The organism is Nocardioides sp. dk884, from assembly GCF_009557055.1.
In the GTDB taxonomy this organism is placed as follows: domain Bacteria; phylum Actinomycetota; class Actinomycetes; order Propionibacteriales; family Nocardioidaceae; genus Nocardioides.
Window position 1 is genome coordinate 1,100,049 of sequence record NZ_CP045649.1, and the last position, 15,400, is coordinate 1,115,448.

Annotated in this window: 15 protein-coding genes; 14 read left to right on the top strand and 1 reads right to left on the bottom strand. The window is 72.3% G+C overall.

Annotated features, from left to right (window positions below):
* Positions 1-3 precede the first annotated feature (3 nt).
* The 14 genes from GFH29_RS05375 (at position 4) to GFH29_RS05440 (ending at position 13,902) form a co-directional block, all read left to right on the top strand.
* Positions 4-1,038, top strand: coding sequence for an LLM class flavin-dependent oxidoreductase (locus tag GFH29_RS05375; RefSeq protein WP_153322388.1), 1,035 nt, complete (start codon positions 4-6; stop codon positions 1,036-1,038).
* Positions 1,035-2,255, top strand: coding sequence for a CaiB/BaiF CoA transferase family protein (locus GFH29_RS05380; protein WP_153322389.1), 1,221 nt, complete (start codon positions 1,035-1,037; stop codon positions 2,253-2,255). Before GFH29_RS05375 ends, GFH29_RS05380 begins: the two co-directional genes overlap by 4 nt.
* Positions 2,255-3,676, top strand: coding sequence for an MmgE/PrpD family protein (locus tag GFH29_RS05385; RefSeq protein WP_153322390.1), 1,422 nt, complete (start codon positions 2,255-2,257; stop codon positions 3,674-3,676). Before GFH29_RS05380 ends, GFH29_RS05385 begins: the two co-directional genes overlap by 1 nt.
* The gene (locus tag GFH29_RS05390; protein WP_153322391.1) at positions 3,673-4,926 is read left to right on the top strand and encodes a RidA family protein; all 1,254 of its coding nucleotides are present in this window, start codon (positions 3,673-3,675) and stop codon (positions 4,924-4,926) included. The genes GFH29_RS05385 and GFH29_RS05390 overlap by 4 nt, the downstream gene beginning before the upstream one ends.
* Entirely contained in the window at positions 4,923-5,438 is a 516-nt protein-coding gene (locus GFH29_RS05395) for an FAS1-like dehydratase domain-containing protein (RefSeq protein ID WP_153322392.1), read from the top strand. Before GFH29_RS05390 ends, GFH29_RS05395 begins: the two co-directional genes overlap by 4 nt.
* Positions 5,435-5,902 carry a MaoC family dehydratase gene (locus tag GFH29_RS05400; RefSeq protein ID WP_153322393.1) on the top strand — a complete coding sequence of 156 codons (468 nt, stop codon included), beginning with the start codon at positions 5,435-5,437 and terminating at the stop codon, positions 5,900-5,902. The genes GFH29_RS05395 and GFH29_RS05400 overlap by 4 nt, the downstream gene beginning before the upstream one ends.
* Positions 5,899-7,059 carry an acetyl-CoA acetyltransferase gene (locus tag GFH29_RS05405; protein WP_153322394.1) on the top strand — a complete coding sequence of 387 codons (1,161 nt, stop codon included), beginning with the start codon at positions 5,899-5,901 and terminating at the stop codon, positions 7,057-7,059. Before GFH29_RS05400 ends, GFH29_RS05405 begins: the two co-directional genes overlap by 4 nt.
* Positions 7,056-7,487, top strand: coding sequence for a Zn-ribbon domain-containing OB-fold protein (locus GFH29_RS05410; protein ID WP_153322395.1), 432 nt, complete (start codon positions 7,056-7,058; stop codon positions 7,485-7,487). Before GFH29_RS05405 ends, GFH29_RS05410 begins: the two co-directional genes overlap by 4 nt.
* Positions 7,487-8,647, top strand: coding sequence for an acyl-CoA dehydrogenase family protein (locus GFH29_RS05415; RefSeq protein ID WP_153322396.1), 1,161 nt, complete (start codon positions 7,487-7,489; stop codon positions 8,645-8,647). The genes GFH29_RS05410 and GFH29_RS05415 overlap by 1 nt, the downstream gene beginning before the upstream one ends.
* Positions 8,640-9,494, top strand: coding sequence for an HpcH/HpaI aldolase/citrate lyase family protein (locus tag GFH29_RS05420; RefSeq protein ID WP_228387779.1), 855 nt, complete (start codon positions 8,640-8,642; stop codon positions 9,492-9,494). Before GFH29_RS05415 ends, GFH29_RS05420 begins: the two co-directional genes overlap by 8 nt.
* A 33-nt stretch (positions 9,495-9,527) precedes the next feature.
* A complete protein-coding gene (locus tag GFH29_RS05425) occupies positions 9,528-10,454 on the top strand; it encodes a hypothetical protein (RefSeq protein WP_153322397.1) in 927 nt (308 codons plus the stop codon).
* Positions 10,455-10,766: 312 nt separating this feature from the next.
* The gene (locus GFH29_RS05430) at positions 10,767-12,011 is read left to right on the top strand and encodes a quaternary amine ABC transporter ATP-binding protein (RefSeq protein ID WP_153322398.1); all 1,245 of its coding nucleotides are present in this window, start codon (positions 10,767-10,769) and stop codon (positions 12,009-12,011) included.
* Positions 12,008-12,919, top strand: coding sequence for an ABC transporter permease (locus GFH29_RS05435; RefSeq protein WP_153322399.1), 912 nt, complete (start codon positions 12,008-12,010; stop codon positions 12,917-12,919). The genes GFH29_RS05430 and GFH29_RS05435 overlap by 4 nt, the downstream gene beginning before the upstream one ends.
* 77 nt (positions 12,920-12,996) lie before the next feature.
* A complete protein-coding gene (locus GFH29_RS05440; protein WP_153322400.1) occupies positions 12,997-13,902 on the top strand; it encodes a glycine betaine ABC transporter substrate-binding protein in 906 nt (301 codons plus the stop codon).
* 89 nt (positions 13,903-13,991) lie between these two features.
* On the opposite strand, the gene GFH29_RS05445 is transcribed toward GFH29_RS05440, so the two are convergent.
* A complete protein-coding gene (locus GFH29_RS05445; RefSeq protein WP_153322401.1) occupies positions 13,992-15,257 on the bottom strand; it encodes a uracil-xanthine permease family protein in 1,266 nt (421 codons plus the stop codon).
* Positions 15,258-15,400: the final 143 nt, after the last annotated feature.

A 15,400-nucleotide genomic window follows, 5' to 3' on the forward strand; every position in this document is an offset into this window, starting at 1 on the left:
CGGATGCGGATCACCTACGCCCCCTGGGGCGAGACGCTGGCCGAGCTGGCCGACGCCGCGCGGCGCGCCGAGGAGGCCGGCGCCGAGGTGGTGTGGGTGCCCGAGCTGCACCGCTCCGCGACGCTGAGCGCCGCGGCCATCGCCCAGGCCACCAGCACCGCCCAGGTCGGCACCGCGATCGCGCTCGCCTTCACCCGCAGCCCGATGGTCACCGCGCTCGAGGCGCTCGACCTCGACGAGATCTCCGAGGGCCGCTTCATCCTCGGCCTCGGCACCGGCGTGCAGCGGCTCAACGAGGACTGGCACAACGCCCGCTGGGGCAAGCCGGTCGGGCACCTGCGCGAGACCGTCCGCAACGTGCGGCACTTCTGGGAGACCTGCACCACCGGTGAGCGGATCGACCTCGACGGCGAGTACGAGCCGATGCGGATCCGCGGCTACGAGCGCCCCTTCCCGGTGCTGCGCACCGACATCCCGATCTACCTGGCCGCGATGGGCCCGGCGATGACCCGTCTCGCCGGCCGGATCGCTGACGGCTGGATCAGCCACGAGCTGTGCTCGCCGTCCTACCTCGAGCAGCGGATCCTGCCCGAGATCGACGCCGGCATCGCCGCCGTCGAGGGGCGCCAGCGCTCCGACATCGAGCTCGTCGTGTCCGCCTGCTGCTCGGTCGACCCCGACGCGGCGGCCGCCAAGCGCCGGGTCGCCGGGCTGGTCGGCTTCTACGCCAGCGTGCGCACCTACGCGGACTTCTTCGAGTTCCACGGCCTCGGCGAGCAGCAGCAGGGCGTCATCGAGGCGTTCCGCTCCGGCCAGGGTGCCGACTACCTCGCGGAGTCGGTCAGCGACGAGATGGTCGACGCGCTCACCCTCAACGGCGACCCGGACAAGGTCGCCGAGCAGATCTCGGCGTACGAGGGCAAGGCGGACGCCGTCAAGCTCAGCCCGCCGACCCACGGCATCGCGGCGTCGGAGACCCGCATCGCCCAGGACCGCATCATCGAGCTGATCACCACGATCACAGGAGGCCGTCAGTGAAGCCGCTCCAGGACGTCCGCATCATCTCCCTCGAGCAGTACGGCGCGGGCCCGTTCGGCAGCGTGCACCTCGCCGACCTCGGCGCCGAGGTCATCAAGATCGAGGACCCCAGCGTCGGCGGCGACGTCGGGCGCTACGTGCCGCCGTACTTCGAGGAGGAGGACTCGCTCTTCTTCGAGACCTTCAACCGCAACAAGAAGTCGATCTCCCTCGATATCAAGACGCCTGCGGGTCGCGCGGTCTTCGAGGACCTGGTCCGCAACGCCGACGCCGTCTACTCCAACCTGCGCGGTGACGTGCCGGAGAAGATCGGCATCACCTACGACCAGCTCAAGCACCTCAACCCCGCCATCGTGTGCTGCTCGCTGACCGGGTTCGGCATGACCGGCCCGCGCCAGACGGAGCCCGGCTACGACTACGTGCTCCAGGGGCTGGCCGGCTGGATGGAGCTGACCGGCGAGCCGGACGGCCCGCCCACCAAGTCCGGGCTCTCGCTCGTCGACTTCTCCGGCGGGTACGTCGCCGCGCTGTCGCTGCTCTCCGGCCTGCATGCGGCCCGCCGCGACGGCGTCGGCATGGACTGCGACGTCAGCCTCTACGACACCGCGATGTCGATGCTGACCTACCCGGCCACCTGGCACATGAACGCCGGCTACACCCCGCAGCGCATCAGCCACTCCGCGCACCCCTCGCTGGTGCCGTTCCAGGCCTTCGAGGCCTCCGACGGCTGGTTCATCGTGGGCTGCGCCAAGGAGAAGTTCTGGGTGCGTCTCGCCGAGGTCATCGGTCACCCGGAGTGGGCGACGCCCGACTCGAAGTTCGCGACCTTCTCGCTGCGCCAGCAGCATCAGGCCGAGCTGACCGGGCTGCTCGAGGACATCTTCAAGACCGAGACCGTCGACCACTGGCTGTCGCTGTGCTACCCCGCGTCCATCCCGTGCGGGCCGATCAACGACGTGGAGGCCGCCCTCAAGGAGCCGCACACGATCGCGCGCAACCTGATCGTGGAGACCGAGCACCCGCGCTACGGCACGGTGCGCCAGCTCGCCTCGCCGGTGCGGGTCGGCTCCGAGGTCCCGACGTACGTCCGGGCGCCGCAGCGCAACGAGCACTTCGACCAGGTGCTCACCGAGGTGGCGGGGTACGACGAGGCCAAGATCGCCGAGCTCAAGGCGGGCGGCGCCTTCGGCCCGGTCGCGCCCGAGGGCACGGCCTGATGCTCGCGCCGCAGCTCGCAGCCTGGGCGGTGGGGCCGCTCAGCCTCCCCGACGAGGTCACCCACGCCGCACTGCGGCACCTGCTCGACGGCCTGGGCAACGCGGTGGCCGGCGCTCGCGCCGGCGCCGCGCTGCCGGCGCTCACCGTGGCCACCGGTCTCGGCGGGCCGGCCGAGGCCACGATCCTGGGCACCGCCACCCGGGTCTCGGCCCCCGCGGCGGGCCTGGCCAACGGCACCCTGGTCCACGCGCTGGACTTCGACGACACCCACGCCGGCGGCCTGGTGCACGCCACCGCGGTCGTGCTGCCCGCCGCGTTCGCGGTGGGGGAGCAGGTCGGGGCCAGCGGCCGCGAGGTCCTCGAGGCCGCGGTCGTCGGCTACGAGATCGCCTGCCGGGTCGCCGCCGCGGCCCCCAACGGGTTCCACGCCGGTGGCCTGCACGCCACGATGGTCTCCGGGGTCTTCTCCTCGGCCGCCGTCGCCGCGCGGCTGATGGGCCTGGACGCCGCCACCACCACCCACGCCCTCGGCATCGCCGGGAGCCAGGCCGGCGGCCTGCTCGCGTTCCTCGCGACCGGCGCCAGCACCAAGCAGCTGCACCCCGGCTTCGCCTCGCAGTCCGGGATCCTCGCGGCGCGCCTCGCGGCCGCCGGGGCCACCGGGCCCGAGAGCGTCTTCGACGGCCCGCACGGCGTGTACGACGCGCTGGCACCCGCCTCGGTGGCCGCGGGCAACGTCGACACCGAGGTGCTCCTGCGCGGCCTCGGCAGCGACGACCCCGCCGACTGGGAGACCACCCGGATCGGCATCAAGCCGTGGCCCACCTGCCAGCTCGCCCACGTCACCATGGCCGCGGCGCAGCTCGCGCTGGCCGAGGCGGGCGTCGACGCTGGCGAGGTCACCGCGATCCACGCGCAGGTGCACCCCGACTCCGCGACGGTCGTCTGCGCCCCGGACCGCGACCTGACCCGCCCCGCCAGCGCGTACGCCGCGAAGTTCTCGCTGCCCTGGAGCGTGGCCGCGCTGCTGATCGACGGCGCCGTCGGCGTCGACACCTACGCCGAGACCAACCTGGCCCGCGGCGAGATCACCGAGCTGGCCGCCCGGGTCAGCTGGGAGATCACCGCCGGCGAGGGCGTCGCGGCCGACGCGGCCGGGCACGTCGCGCTCACGCTGCGCGAGGGCCGCACGGTCGTCGGGCGCCTGGACCGCAGCCCCGGCGGCGGCTCCAACCCGCTGTCCGACGCCGGCCTGTTCACCAAGTTCGCCGGCAACGTCGGCGAGCTGGCCGAGGACCTGGCCAGCGCCGTGCGCGCGCTGCCGGACTCCGCCGACCTCACCGTCCTGCTCACCCTGGCCGCCCGCGCGGCCGAGACCCCCGTCCCCGCCCCCTCTCCCCGCACGGAGGCATCCGCATGACCCTGAACGCCATCAAGCCCGCCGAGTTCCCCTGGTTCCCCTACGAGGGCTTCACCTTCTGCCTCGGCCTGTCAGAGGGTGACGCCGCCTGGACCTCGGGCCACACCTCGGCGCGCCACGACCCCGCGGTGGGCAAGATGACCGTGTCGGGCTCGATGGAGGAGCAGTCGCGGATCGCCTACGAGAAGTGCCTGACCATCCTCGCCGGCGCCGGCTTCGGCCCCGAGGACGTCACCCGGGTCACCGAGAACGTCACGCTGGCCGGGCTGCCCGAGTACGAGACCACCGCCGCCGTACGCCGTGAGGTCTTCGGCGCCCACGAGCCGACGGTGCGCACCGTGGTCGTGGAGCGCCTGGTGCGCCGGGCCGCCTGGCTCGAGGTCGAGCTGCACGCGGTCAAGGGCGGCGGCGAGCAGCTCCGCGTCGCCAGCGAGGCCCGCGACGCCGGCACCTGGGTCGCCTCGCCGATCACCGAGGGCCACGACGGCACGGTCTACCTGCCGACGATGGTGCCCGTGGACGCGTCCGGTGAGGTCGTGCACCCCGGCGACTTCGCCGCGCAGTACCGCTACTGCCTCGAGCAGGCCGGCGTACTGCTGGAGCAGGTCGGGCTCAGCCTCGACCACGCGGTCACCACCTACGACTACTCCACCCCGGACACCCGTGCGGAGTACCGCAAGACCCACCGGGTCCGCAAGGAGCTGCTCGGCAACAACGAGGCGGGCGTCTACCCCGGCGCCGGCGGCATCCTGATGAGCCGCCTGCACAAGCCCGGCCAGCTGGTCGCCATCGACGTGACCGCCTCGCGGCACCCGCTCGAGCTGGTCAACCCCGGCTGGAGCCGCTACGACACGCTCACCTACGCCCCCGGCGTGAAGGCCGGTCGCACGCTGTTCATGTCCGGCTTCGCGGCCCTCGACATGGAGACCCAGGAGGCCCTGCACCCCGGCGACATCGGCGCCCAGGCGGAGGTCACCTTCGAGGCGATCCTGCACCTGCTCAAGCACGCCGGACTGGACGCCAGCAACCTGCTGGAGACCACCGAGTACTGCGTGGAGTCCGCGATCCCGGACTACCGCGCGGTCGCCGGGGTGCGCGAGCGGCTGCTGCAGTCGCCGTGGCCGGCCTCCACCGGTGCCATCTGCCAGGGCCTGCTGCGCCCCGAGTTCCTGCTCGAGGTCTTCCCGCTGGCGCTGTACCCCGTCGACCACCCGGCCGTCACCGGTGCCCAGACGGGGGAGGCCAAGTGAGCCTGCTGACCGACGAGGTGCGCGCCCTCGAGGGCCGCACCAAGGTCTACACCGCCCCCGAGCCGTTCGGCGCCGCCGCGGGCCGCTACTTCGGCCTCGCGATCGGCGACGCCAACCCGCTCTACTCCGACCCCGGCTACGCCCGCGCCCAGGGGCTGGACGGCGTCACCGCGCCGCTGACCCTGGTCTGCGAGACCAATCAGTACGCCGGGCTGCCGATGGACCACGAGGGCTACGCCGGGCACACCTGGGACCTCGACATCCCGAACAGCCGGCAGGTCCGCGGCGGCAACTCCTACACCTTCCACCGCCGCATCCGCCCCGAGGACGTCGTCACCGCGACCTGGCGGATCACCTCGGTGACCGAGAAGGTCACCGGCTCGGGCAACGCGATGCTGATCGTGGGCTCCACCGCCACCTACACCAACCAGGACGACGAGCTGCTGGCCGAGAACGCGGAGACCATCATCTTCGTCGCCCTCGCGAGCAGCGGAGCGGAGAAGCAGGCATGAGCGACTTCCCCGAGACCTTCGTCGACCAGACGAGCATCGCGGTCGGCGATGTCGTGGCGCCGCTGGAGCGCACGATCACCCAGACCGACATGGTCGCCTACGCCGGCGCCACCTGGGACTGGCACAAGCTGCACTACGACACGGCGTACGTCGCGGAGAAGGGCCTGCCCGGCCCGATCGTCGACGGCCAGGTGTACGGCGCGCTGCTGGTCGAGATGCTCCAGGACTGGCTGGGCCCGCAGTCCTTCGTGCACCAGCTGGACTTCACCTTCCGCAACCTGGTGTTCGCCGGCGAGCGGCTGCGCTGCACCGGCACCGTCACCGAGGTCGGCGCGGACCGGATCAGCGTCGAGATGAAGGTCGTCGTGGTGGCCGAGGACGGCACCGACGGGCGGGCGGCGGCCGCGCCGGCGCGCGCCGTGGTGCTGCTCGGCACCCCCGACGGCCCGGGAGCCGCCCGATGAGCACTGCGACCGGCACCGGCGTCGCGATCGTCGGTGCCGCGGAGTGCGACCTCGGCGTCACCGACTCCTCGATCCTGACCCTGCAGACCCAGGCGGTCACCCGCGCGCTCGCCGACGCCGGGCTGACCCTCGCCGACGTCGACGGCATCGCCACCAACGGCATCTCGCGGTTCTCCGCGACCCAGCTGGCCGACTACCTCGGCGTGGTGCCGACCTGGACGGACTCGACGTTCTCCGGCGGCAGCGCCTTCGAGATGTACCTCGCCCGCGCCACCCAGGCCATCCAGGCCGGGCAGGCCAGCGTCGTGGTGATCTCCTTCGCCTCCAACCAGCGCTCGGCGCGCTCGCGCAAGCTCGGCGGCGTCCACGAGCCGTGGATCCCGGAGGCGCAGTTCGAGGAGCCCTACGACATGCTCTACCCGCTGTCGTACTACGCGATGGCGGCGCAGAGCTACCTGCACCGCTACGGCGGCACCCGCGAGCAGCTCGCCGAGGTCGCGATCGCCGCGCGGGAGTGGGCGCTGCTCAACCCGAAGGCGTTCCGCTACGGCAAGGGCTCGCTCAGCGTCTCCGACGTCGTGGACTCCACGATGATCTCCTCGCCGCTGACGGCGGCCGACTGCTGCCTGGTCACCGACGGCGGGGGAGCGGTCGTGGTGACCTCGCTGGAGCGGGCCCGCGACCTGGCCAAGCAGCCGGTCGAGGTGCTCGGCTACGGCGAGCGCAGCACCAACACCTCCTTCACCGCGGTGGCCGACCTGTCGGTGCCCGGCGCCCGTGGTGCGGCCCAGGACGCCTACGCGCGGGCCGGCATCACCGCCGCCGACGTCGACGTCGTCGAGGTCTACGACTCCTTCACGATCACCGCGGCGCTCAGCGTCGAGGCGCTCGGCTTCTGCGGGGAGGGCGAGGCGCTCGACCTGATCGCCGACGGCCGGATCCGCCCCGGCGGCGCGCTGCCGCTCAACACCAACGGCGGTGGGCTGTCCTACTGCCACCCCGGCCAGTACGGCGTCCTGCTCCTCGTCGAGGCGGTGCGCCAGCTGCGCGGCGAGTGCGGTGCACGGCAGGTGCCGGGCGCCGAGATCGCGGTCGCCCACGGCACCGGCGGCATCCTGTCCACGCACGCGACGGTCGTCCTGGGAGGGGCCCGATGAGCGACACCTGGACCCCCGGCGAGGTTCCGCCCGCCGACGAGAACACCGCGGCGTACTGGGACGCCACCCGCGAGCACCGGCTCACCGTGCAGTCCTGCACGGCCTGCGGCGCCGTCCAGCACCCGCCGAAGGCGCTGTGCACCGGATGCGGCTCGATGGACCACCTCACCCAGGTCGACGCGGCCGGCACCGGCACCGTCGACACCTTCACCGTCGTGCACCGGGCGCCGCGCCCGGAGCTGAGCGCGCCGTACACCGTCGCCCGGGTGCGCCTGGCCGAGGGCCCGGTCGTGCTGACCCGCCTCGAGCCGGCCGAGCCCGGCGAGACCGGCTGGCGCATCGGCGACCCGGTCACCGTCGCCTGGGTCGACCTGCCCGACGGGCGCGCCCTGCCGTACTACACCCCCGACACCACCGAGGAGCACTGATGGACTTCCAGCTCGACGAGGACCAGCGCGAGTTCAAGGCGCTGCTGCGCCAGTTCGTCGACAACGAGATCGTCCCGGTCGCCCGCGAGTGGGAGCAGGCCGGGCGCTACCCGACCGAGATCGTCGAGGGCATGAAGGACATGGGCCTGTTCGGCATCACGGTGCCCGAGGAGTACGGCGGCCTCGACCTCGACCCGGTGGCGTTCGCCCTGGTCTTCGAGGAGATCGCCCGCGGCTGGATGGGCATCGCCGGCATCCTCGGCAGCCACTCGCTGGCCTGCCGGCTGATCTCGATGCACGGCACCGAGGAGCAGAAGCAGAAGTACCTGCCCGACCTCGCCACCGGCAAGCGTCGCACCGGCATCGGCCTCACCGAGCCCGACGCCGGCACCGACCTGCAGGGCATCCGCACCACCGCGCGCCTGGAGGGCGACCACTACGTCGTCAACGGCGCCAAGATGTGGATCACCAACGCCCGCTACGCCGACCCGCTGCCGGTGCTGGTGAAGACCGACCCGAGCGCCTCGCCGGCGCACAAGGGCATGAGCGTGCTGCTCATCGAGGCCGGCACCCCCGGCTTCGAGGTCACCAAGGACATCCCGAAGCTCGGCTACAAGGGCACCGAGTCCTGCGAGATCCTGCTCGACAACGTCAAGGTGCCGGTCTCCCAGCTCGTCGGCGGCGTCGAGGGGCGCGGCATGCAGCAGGTGCTCTCCGCGCTGGAGTGGGGCCGGGTCAACATCGCCGCCCGCTCGGTCGGCATCGCCCAGCGCGCCCACGACGAGGCGCTCGCCTACGCCCAGGAGCGCAAGGCGTTCGGCCAGCCGATCTCGGACTTCCAGGCGATCCAGCTCAAGCTCGGCGAGCTCGGCACCCAGGTCCAGGCCGCGCGTCTGATGGCCTACTGGGCCGCCGACGCCGTGCGCTCCGGTCGCGCCGACGGCGCCACCGGCATGGCCAAGATCTTCTGCTCCGAGGTCGCGCTCCAGGCCGCGATCGACTCGATGAAGGTGCACGGCGGCTACGGCTACTCCACCGAGTTCGAGGTCGAGCGGCTCTACCGCGACTCGATCCTGATGAGCATCGGCGAGGGCACCAACGACATCCTGCGCACGGTCGTGGCGAAGTCGCTGATCAAGAAGGAGACGATCGTTGGCTGAGCAGGCTTCTGGGCAGACCGCGCTGGCGCGCTCGGCGCTCTACGTGCCCGGCGACGCGCCCGACAAGCTGCGCAAGGCGCTCGACCGCGGGGCCGACGAGCTGATCGTCGACCTCGAGGACGCCGTCCTGCCGGCCAACAAGCCGCTGGCCCGCGACCTGGTCGCGACCTGGCTCGACTCGCTCCCCGAGACCGACGTCCGGGTCTGGGTGCGGATCAACCCGGGCGCCGAGCGCGAGCTCGACGTGCGGGCCGTGGCCGGGTGCGCCGGGCTGGCCGGCCTCGCGGTCGCGAAGACCGAGTCCGCCCAGGAGCTGGTCGAGCTCGACGCGCTGCTCACCTCGCTGGGCTCCGACGTCCGGGTGGTGCCGCTGCTGGAGAGCGCCCACGCGATCTTCCAGGCCCGCGAGATCGCGGCCGCGCCGCGGGTGCAGCGCATCCAGATCGGCGAGGCCGACCTGAGCGCCGACGTCGGCATCAGCGCCGGCCCCGACGAGCGCGAGCTGCTCTTCGCGCGCAGCCATGTGGTCTTCGCCTCCGCGGCCGCGGGCATCGCCCCGCCGATCGCGCCGGTCTCGGTCGAGTTCCGCGACCTCGACGCCTTCCGTGCCTCGACCGAGGCCGCGGCCCGGCTGGGCTTCGTCGGCCGCGCCTGCATCCACCCGGCGCAGGTGGCGGTGGCCAACGAGGTCTTCACCCCGAGCGCCGAGCAGGTCGAGAAGGCCACCGCGCTGCTGGCCCGCTTCGATGGCGCCGACGCCGTCGGGGTCGACGCCGACGGCCGCTTCGTCGACGAGGCAGTGCTGCGCCAGGCGCGGCTCGTCCTCGCCCGCGCGGTGACCCGCTGATCGCTCCCTCGTCGGGGGCCTAGCCTCGGCAGCATGCGCTCCTCTCTGCGAGTCCTCAGCACCCTGGCCGTGGTGCTGGCCTGCGTGCTGCTCCCGCTCACCCTCGCCGCCGTCTGGACGGCGGGGGTGATCGGGGACACCGACCGCTACGTCGACACGGTCGCCCCGTTGTCGAAGGACGCGGCCGTGCGCGACGCCGTCGAGGAACGCGTGGTCAAGGAGACCGTCGCCAAGGTCGACCTGGGCGCGGCAGCGAGCAAGCTGGACTCCGGCCTGGCCGACCTCGGCGTCAGCGAGGAGCTGCGCTCCTGGCTGGGACCTGCCGCCTCGGACCTGGAGGAGAAGGGCGCTTCCCTGGTCGCCGACGTGGTACGCCGGGTGATGGAGCAGCCGGCGTTCGCAGCCGCCTGGGACGCCGCCAACCGCGAGGCGCACACCGAGCTGATCCGCTCGCTGGAGTCGGGCGACACCGACGGCGACGGGGTGGTCATCACCCTCGCGCCGATCGTGGACGCGGTGGCCTCCGAGCTCGCCGGCGAGGGCGTCACGGTGTCGGGCGGTCCGCTGTCCTCGGTGTCGTTCACGCTCATGGAGCCCCAGGACGTGGAGCGGGCGTCCCGGGCCTATCGGGTGCTCGACACGCTGGGCGTGGTGCTCCCGGTCGCGTGGATCGTGTGTCTCGCGCTCGCCCTGCTCACGGCGCGCAACCGGCCGGCGGCGCTGCGCCGCCTCGGGCTCGGCAGCGCGGTCGGCGCGCTGGTGCTGCTCGGCGCCCTGTGGGTCGGCCAGCGCCACCTGGTGTCGTCGGTGCCCGCGATCGACTCGGCCGTGACCGACGCGGTCACCCAGGTGCTGCTCAGCGACCTGCGCTGGGCCGCCTGGATCGCGGTCGCGGTCTCGCTGGGGGTGTTCGTCGTGGGGGTGCTGCTGGGTGGCGTCCGCTCGCTGCGGCGGACCTGACACGCCTCTGACCTGCGCAGACATCCTTTCAGCGGGCCGCATCGAGGGTGACGGCGACGCGCCGAGGTCGCCCCACCTCCACAGGTGAGCCGCGAACCTCCCGTACGGTCGACGGGCGGCTGGCGCGTCGGAGATCTCGGCTCCTGTGTCCAGTCCGTGTCGATCCCTCACCACATCACGGGGCACCTGCGGCGTGCACGGACCACTGTCCGGCGGCCTCGCCGCAAGGGCACGGACCAGACGAGCGTCAGACGCATGGACGTCGGAACTCGCCGACGCCGGATGCGGAGGAGCTCCCCACACGTGCCAGTCATGCAAGCGCACGAGGTCTACAAGGTCTTCGGGCGCCGGCCCGAGCGCGCCGTGGAGCGGCTGCGCGCGGGCGCGTCCCGCGAGGAGCTGCGCGAGGAAGGCCTCACCGCCGCGGTCATCGACGCCTCGTTCGAGGTGGCCGAGGGCGAGATCTTCGTGGTCATGGGCCTCTCCGGCTCGGGCAAGTCGACGCTGATCCGCATGGCCAACGGGCTGGTGCTCCCGACCACCGGCTCCTTCGAGGTCGGGGGAGAGGACCTGTCGCGCCTGGACGCGCGTCGGCTCCGCGCCGTACGCCGCGAGAAGGTCAGCATGGTCTTCCAGCACTTCGCGCTGCTGCCGCACCGCACGGTGGGGGAGAACGCCGCCTACGGCCTGCGGATCAAGGGCGTCAACCGCGCCGATCGTGAGCGTCGCGCCGAGGAGGCCCTCGAGCTCGTCGGCCTCGGCGGCTGGGGAGGCCACCTCCCGGGCGAGCTCTCGGGCGGGATGCGCCAGCGCGTCGGCCTGGCCCGTGCGCTCGCGGCCGGCACCGACCTGCTGCTGATGGACGAGGCGTTCAGCGCCCTCGACCCACTGATCCGCCGCGAGATGCAGGACCAGCTGATCGAGCTGCAGGACCGGCTCGGCAAGACGATCCTGTTCATCACCCACGACCTCAACGAGGCGATGCGGCTGGGCAACCGGATCGCGATGATGCGCGACGGTCGCATCGTGCAGGTCGGGACCTCCGAGGAGATCCTCAACGACCCCGCCAACGACTATGTCGCCGCCTTCGTGCAGGACGTGGACCGCACCCGGGTGCTCACCGCGTCCTCCGTCATGGAGAAGCCGGTCGCGGTGATCGGCGCCGACCAGGGCCCGCGCACCGCTCACCGCCTGATGCGCGAGCACCAGACCGCCTCGCTGATGGTGGTCGACCGCGACCGCGACCGCGGGCTGCGCGGCGTCGTGACCGAGGACGACGTGGCCCTGGCGCTCGAGCGGGGCGAGAGCGCGCTGCTGCCACTGCTGCAGCCCGCGGTGACGGTGGGGCCCGACGTGGCGGTGGCCGACCTGTTCGCCGCGTCCGCCGGCAGCGCCACGGCGCTCGCCGTGATCGACCGTGAGGCCCGCCTGCTGGGCGTGATCCCGCGGGTGACGCTGCTGAGCGCGCTCGGGGCGATGAGCAACGACGACGCCGTGGGCAGCACCGGAGAGCTCTCCGCCGTGCCCGCCGCGGCTGTGACGGAGGCAGTCCGATGAGCTGGGAACGTACCGACACCGGAGTGCCCCGGATCCCGCTGGGGGAGTGGGTCGAGAGCGGTTTCGACTGGATCAAAACCCACCTGGGCGACTTCTTCGACGCCGTGGGCGGTGTCATCGTCTCGGTCACAGACGGGCTCGCCGACCTGCTGAACACGCCGCCCGCGGTGGTGCTCACGGTGGTGCTGGCGCTGCTGGCCTGGCTGGTGCGCGACTGGAAGCTGGCGCTGACCTCGCTGCTCGGGCTGCTCTTCGTGGCCGGCGTCGACCAGTGGGAGAACGCGATGGAGACCCTGGCGCTGGTGCTGGTGGCGACGCTCGCCGCGCTGGTCGTGGCGATCCCCACCGGCATCATGGCCGCCCGCTCGCCGCGGGTGAGCCGCGTGGTGCGGCCGGTCATGGACCTGATGCAGACGATGCCGGCCTTCGTATGGCTGGTGCCGGTGGTCTCGCTGTTCGGCATCAACGTCTCCGGCGCCGTGGTCGCGACCGTGATCTTCGCGCTCCCGCCCGGCGTGCGTCTCACCGAGCTGGGGATCCGCCAGGTCGACCCCGAGATCGTGGAGGCCGGCCAGGCCTTCGGCGCCGCGCCGCGGGAGATCCTGCGCGGCATCCAGCTCCCGCTCGCGATGCCGACGATCATGGCCGGCGTCAACCAGGTGATCATGCTGGCCCTGTCGATGGCCGTCATCGCCGGCCTCGTCGGGGGCGGTGGTCTCGGTGGCGAGGTCACCAAGGCGATCAACAGCCTCAACATCGGGCTCGGCTTCGAGGCCGGCCTGTCGGTGGTCGTGCTCGCGGTCTTCCTGGACCGGCTCACCGCGGCGTTCAGCGACCGCGCCCCGCGTCGCCTGACGCTGCCCCTGCCGCGGCGCGCGCCGCGCGCCGCGCAGCCTGCCGCCGCCTGAGCGGGGGAAACCAGACGTCCTCTCGCGGCTCGGGCGCGAGGGGGACATGTGATGGACGAATGAGAGAGAGACGACGAATGAAGCGCACGAAGGTGACACGAGCGGTCGGAATGTTCGCCGGGCTGGTGGCCCTCTCCACCACCGCGGTGGCCTGCGGGTCCGAGGACGGGGACGCCGAGGCGGGGGACAGCCCCGACAAGAGCATCACCTTGGGCATCATCCCGTCCTGGACCGACGGCCTCTCCACGGCGTACCTGTGGAAGAACGTGCTGGAGGAGGAGGGCTACGAGGTCGAGATCGAGGAGATCCCCGACGCTGCGGTGCTCTACACCGGTGTCGCCAAGGGCGACATCGACGTCTACCCCTCCGCGTGGCCCGAGGTCACCCACGCCTCCTACATGGAGGAGTACGGCGAGGACCTGGAGGACCTCGGCGCCTACTACGACGCCGCGAAGCTGACGCTGGCCGTGCCGGCCTACACCGACATCGACTCCATCGCCGACCTCACCGGTGCGGCTGACCGCTTCGGTGGCCGCATCGTGGGCATCGAGCCGGGCGCCGGCCTCACGAAGGTGACCGAGGAGAGCGTGATGCCCGGCTACGGTCTGGACGACTACGAGCTGGTCACCTCCTCCACCGCCGCGATGCTGGCCGAGCTGAAGTCGGCCACCGACGCGGAGGAGGACATCGTGGTGACGCTGTGGAAGCCCTTCTGGGCCAACTCCGAGTTCCCGGTCAAGGAGCTCGAGGACCCGGAGGGCGCGCTCGGCGAGGCCGAGACCCTCAACGCGGTCGCGACCGCCGGCTTCGCCGAGGAGCACCCGGAGGTGGCGGAGATGTTCGGCCGCTTCAAGCTCGACGACGAGGCGTACGGCGCGCTGGAGAACCTCGTGGTCAACGAGTTCGGCTCGGGCAAGGAAGAGGCCGCGATCGAGGCCTGGCTCGAGGAGAACCCGGACTTCGTGGACTCCCTCAAGGGCTGACCGCGGCACCGTCCGACACGGCGACGGCCCCCGACCCGGATCATCGGGTCGGGGGCCGTCGCCGTTCGCAGGGGCCCTGCTGACTCCGCTCAGGCCGGGTCGGGTGCGTCCCCGCGCAGCCGGGCGAGCAGCACCATGCCGTGGTAGAGCCCGATCGCGGCCACGGTGCCCAGGGTGATGCCGGTGAAGGTCATCTCGCCGGCGTTGAGGGTCAGGTCGCCGATGCCGATGATCAGCGCGGCGGCCGCCGGGAACTGGTTGACCGGCTTGGAGAAGTCCACGCCGTTGTCGACCCACATCTTCACGCCGATCAGGCCGATCAGGCCGTAGAGCGCCACCGTCACGCCGCCGAGCACGCCCGGCGGGATGGTGTTGAGCAGGGCACCGAACTTGGGGGAGAGGCTCAGCAGCACCGCGGCCACGCCCGCCACCCAGTAGGCGGCGGTGGAGAAGACCCGGGTCGCGGTCATGACGCCGATGTTCTCGCCGTACGTCGTGGTGGCCGAGCCGCCGCCGAGGCCGGACAGGCTGGTGGCCACGCCGTCGGCGAGCAGCGCGGTGCCGGTGCGGTCGTTGATCGAGGGGTCCCCGACGAGGTGGGCGACGCTGCGCACGTGCCCGACGTTCTCGGCGACCAGCACGAAGACGACCGGCAGGAACATCGGCACGACCGACCAGGTGGCGGTCGGCGTGCTGAACTCGGGCAGGCCGATCCAGTCGGCTGCCCGCACCGCTTTGAAGTCCAGGTCGCCGGCGAGCCCGGTGGCGACGTAGCCGACCACGACGCCGATGAGGATCGAGAGGCGCGCGACCATGCCGCGGAACGCCGCCGCGACCACGCAGATGGTGACCAGGGTCAGCGTCGCGATCCACGGCGCCGCCGCGTAGTTGCTGGTCGCGGCGCCGCCGAGGTTGAAGCCGATCAGGGCGACGATCGCGCCGGTGACCACCGGCGGCATCAAGATGTCGATCCAGCGGGTGCCGGTCGCGGCGACGACGGCACCGACGACGGCGAGCAGCACGCCGGTGACGAGGATGCCGAACAGCGCGGCGCCCATGCCGTGGTCGCCCATCGCCGCGCCGATCGGGGCGATGAAGGCGAAGGAGCTGCCGAGATAGCTGGGCAGCCGGTTGCGGTTGAGCGCCAGGAACAGCATCGTCCCGACACCGGAGAAGAACAGGGTGGTGGTGGGCGGGAAGCCGGTGATGATCGGCACCAGGAACGTCGCGCCGAACATCGCGACGACGTGCTGGGCGCCGAAACCGAGCGTGCGCGGCCACGAGAGCCGCTCCTCGGGTCGGACGATGGCGTCCGTGCCGACGGTGCGACCGTCACCGTGCAGGGTCCAGGGCATCTGAAGTCTCCTCCTGGGCCACCGTACGGGAGAGCGGTGCGCCCGCGGGACTGTAGCCGGGCGGGGGACCCACGGGAAGCGCCGGTCCGGTCCTCGGTGCCCGTCGGCACTTGGAAGAGGCCCCTGACCAGAGGGGCGACTCG

What these genes read in the sequence shown, in the direction of transcription:
- GFH29_RS05375 (WP_153322388.1), top strand. Translation starts at nt 4, where the DNA reads ATGCGGATCACCTACGCCCCCTGGGGCGAGACGCTGGCCGAGCTGGCC.
- GFH29_RS05385 (WP_153322390.1), top strand. Translation starts at nt 2,255, where the DNA reads ATGCTCGCGCCGCAGCTCGCAGCCTGGGCGGTGGGGCCGCTCAGCCTC.
- GFH29_RS05390 (WP_153322391.1), top strand. Translation starts at nt 3,673, where the DNA reads ATGACCCTGAACGCCATCAAGCCCGCCGAGTTCCCCTGGTTCCCCTAC.
- GFH29_RS05400 (WP_153322393.1), top strand. Translation starts at nt 5,435, where the DNA reads ATGAGCGACTTCCCCGAGACCTTCGTCGACCAGACGAGCATCGCGGTC.
- GFH29_RS05405 (WP_153322394.1), top strand. Translation starts at nt 5,899, where the DNA reads ATGAGCACTGCGACCGGCACCGGCGTCGCGATCGTCGGTGCCGCGGAG.
- GFH29_RS05410 (WP_153322395.1), top strand. Translation starts at nt 7,056, where the DNA reads ATGAGCGACACCTGGACCCCCGGCGAGGTTCCGCCCGCCGACGAGAAC.
- GFH29_RS05415 (WP_153322396.1), top strand. Translation starts at nt 7,487, where the DNA reads ATGGACTTCCAGCTCGACGAGGACCAGCGCGAGTTCAAGGCGCTGCTG.
- GFH29_RS05425 (WP_153322397.1), top strand. Translation starts at nt 9,528, where the DNA reads ATGCGCTCCTCTCTGCGAGTCCTCAGCACCCTGGCCGTGGTGCTGGCC.
- GFH29_RS05430 (WP_153322398.1), top strand. Translation starts at nt 10,767, where the DNA reads ATGCAAGCGCACGAGGTCTACAAGGTCTTCGGGCGCCGGCCCGAGCGC.
- GFH29_RS05435 (WP_153322399.1), top strand. Translation starts at nt 12,008, where the DNA reads ATGAGCTGGGAACGTACCGACACCGGAGTGCCCCGGATCCCGCTGGGG.
- GFH29_RS05440 (WP_153322400.1), top strand. Translation starts at nt 12,997, where the DNA reads ATGAAGCGCACGAAGGTGACACGAGCGGTCGGAATGTTCGCCGGGCTG.
- GFH29_RS05445 (WP_153322401.1), bottom strand. Translation starts at nt 15,257, where the DNA reads ATGCCCTGGACCCTGCACGGTGACGGTCGCACCGTCGGCACGGACGCC.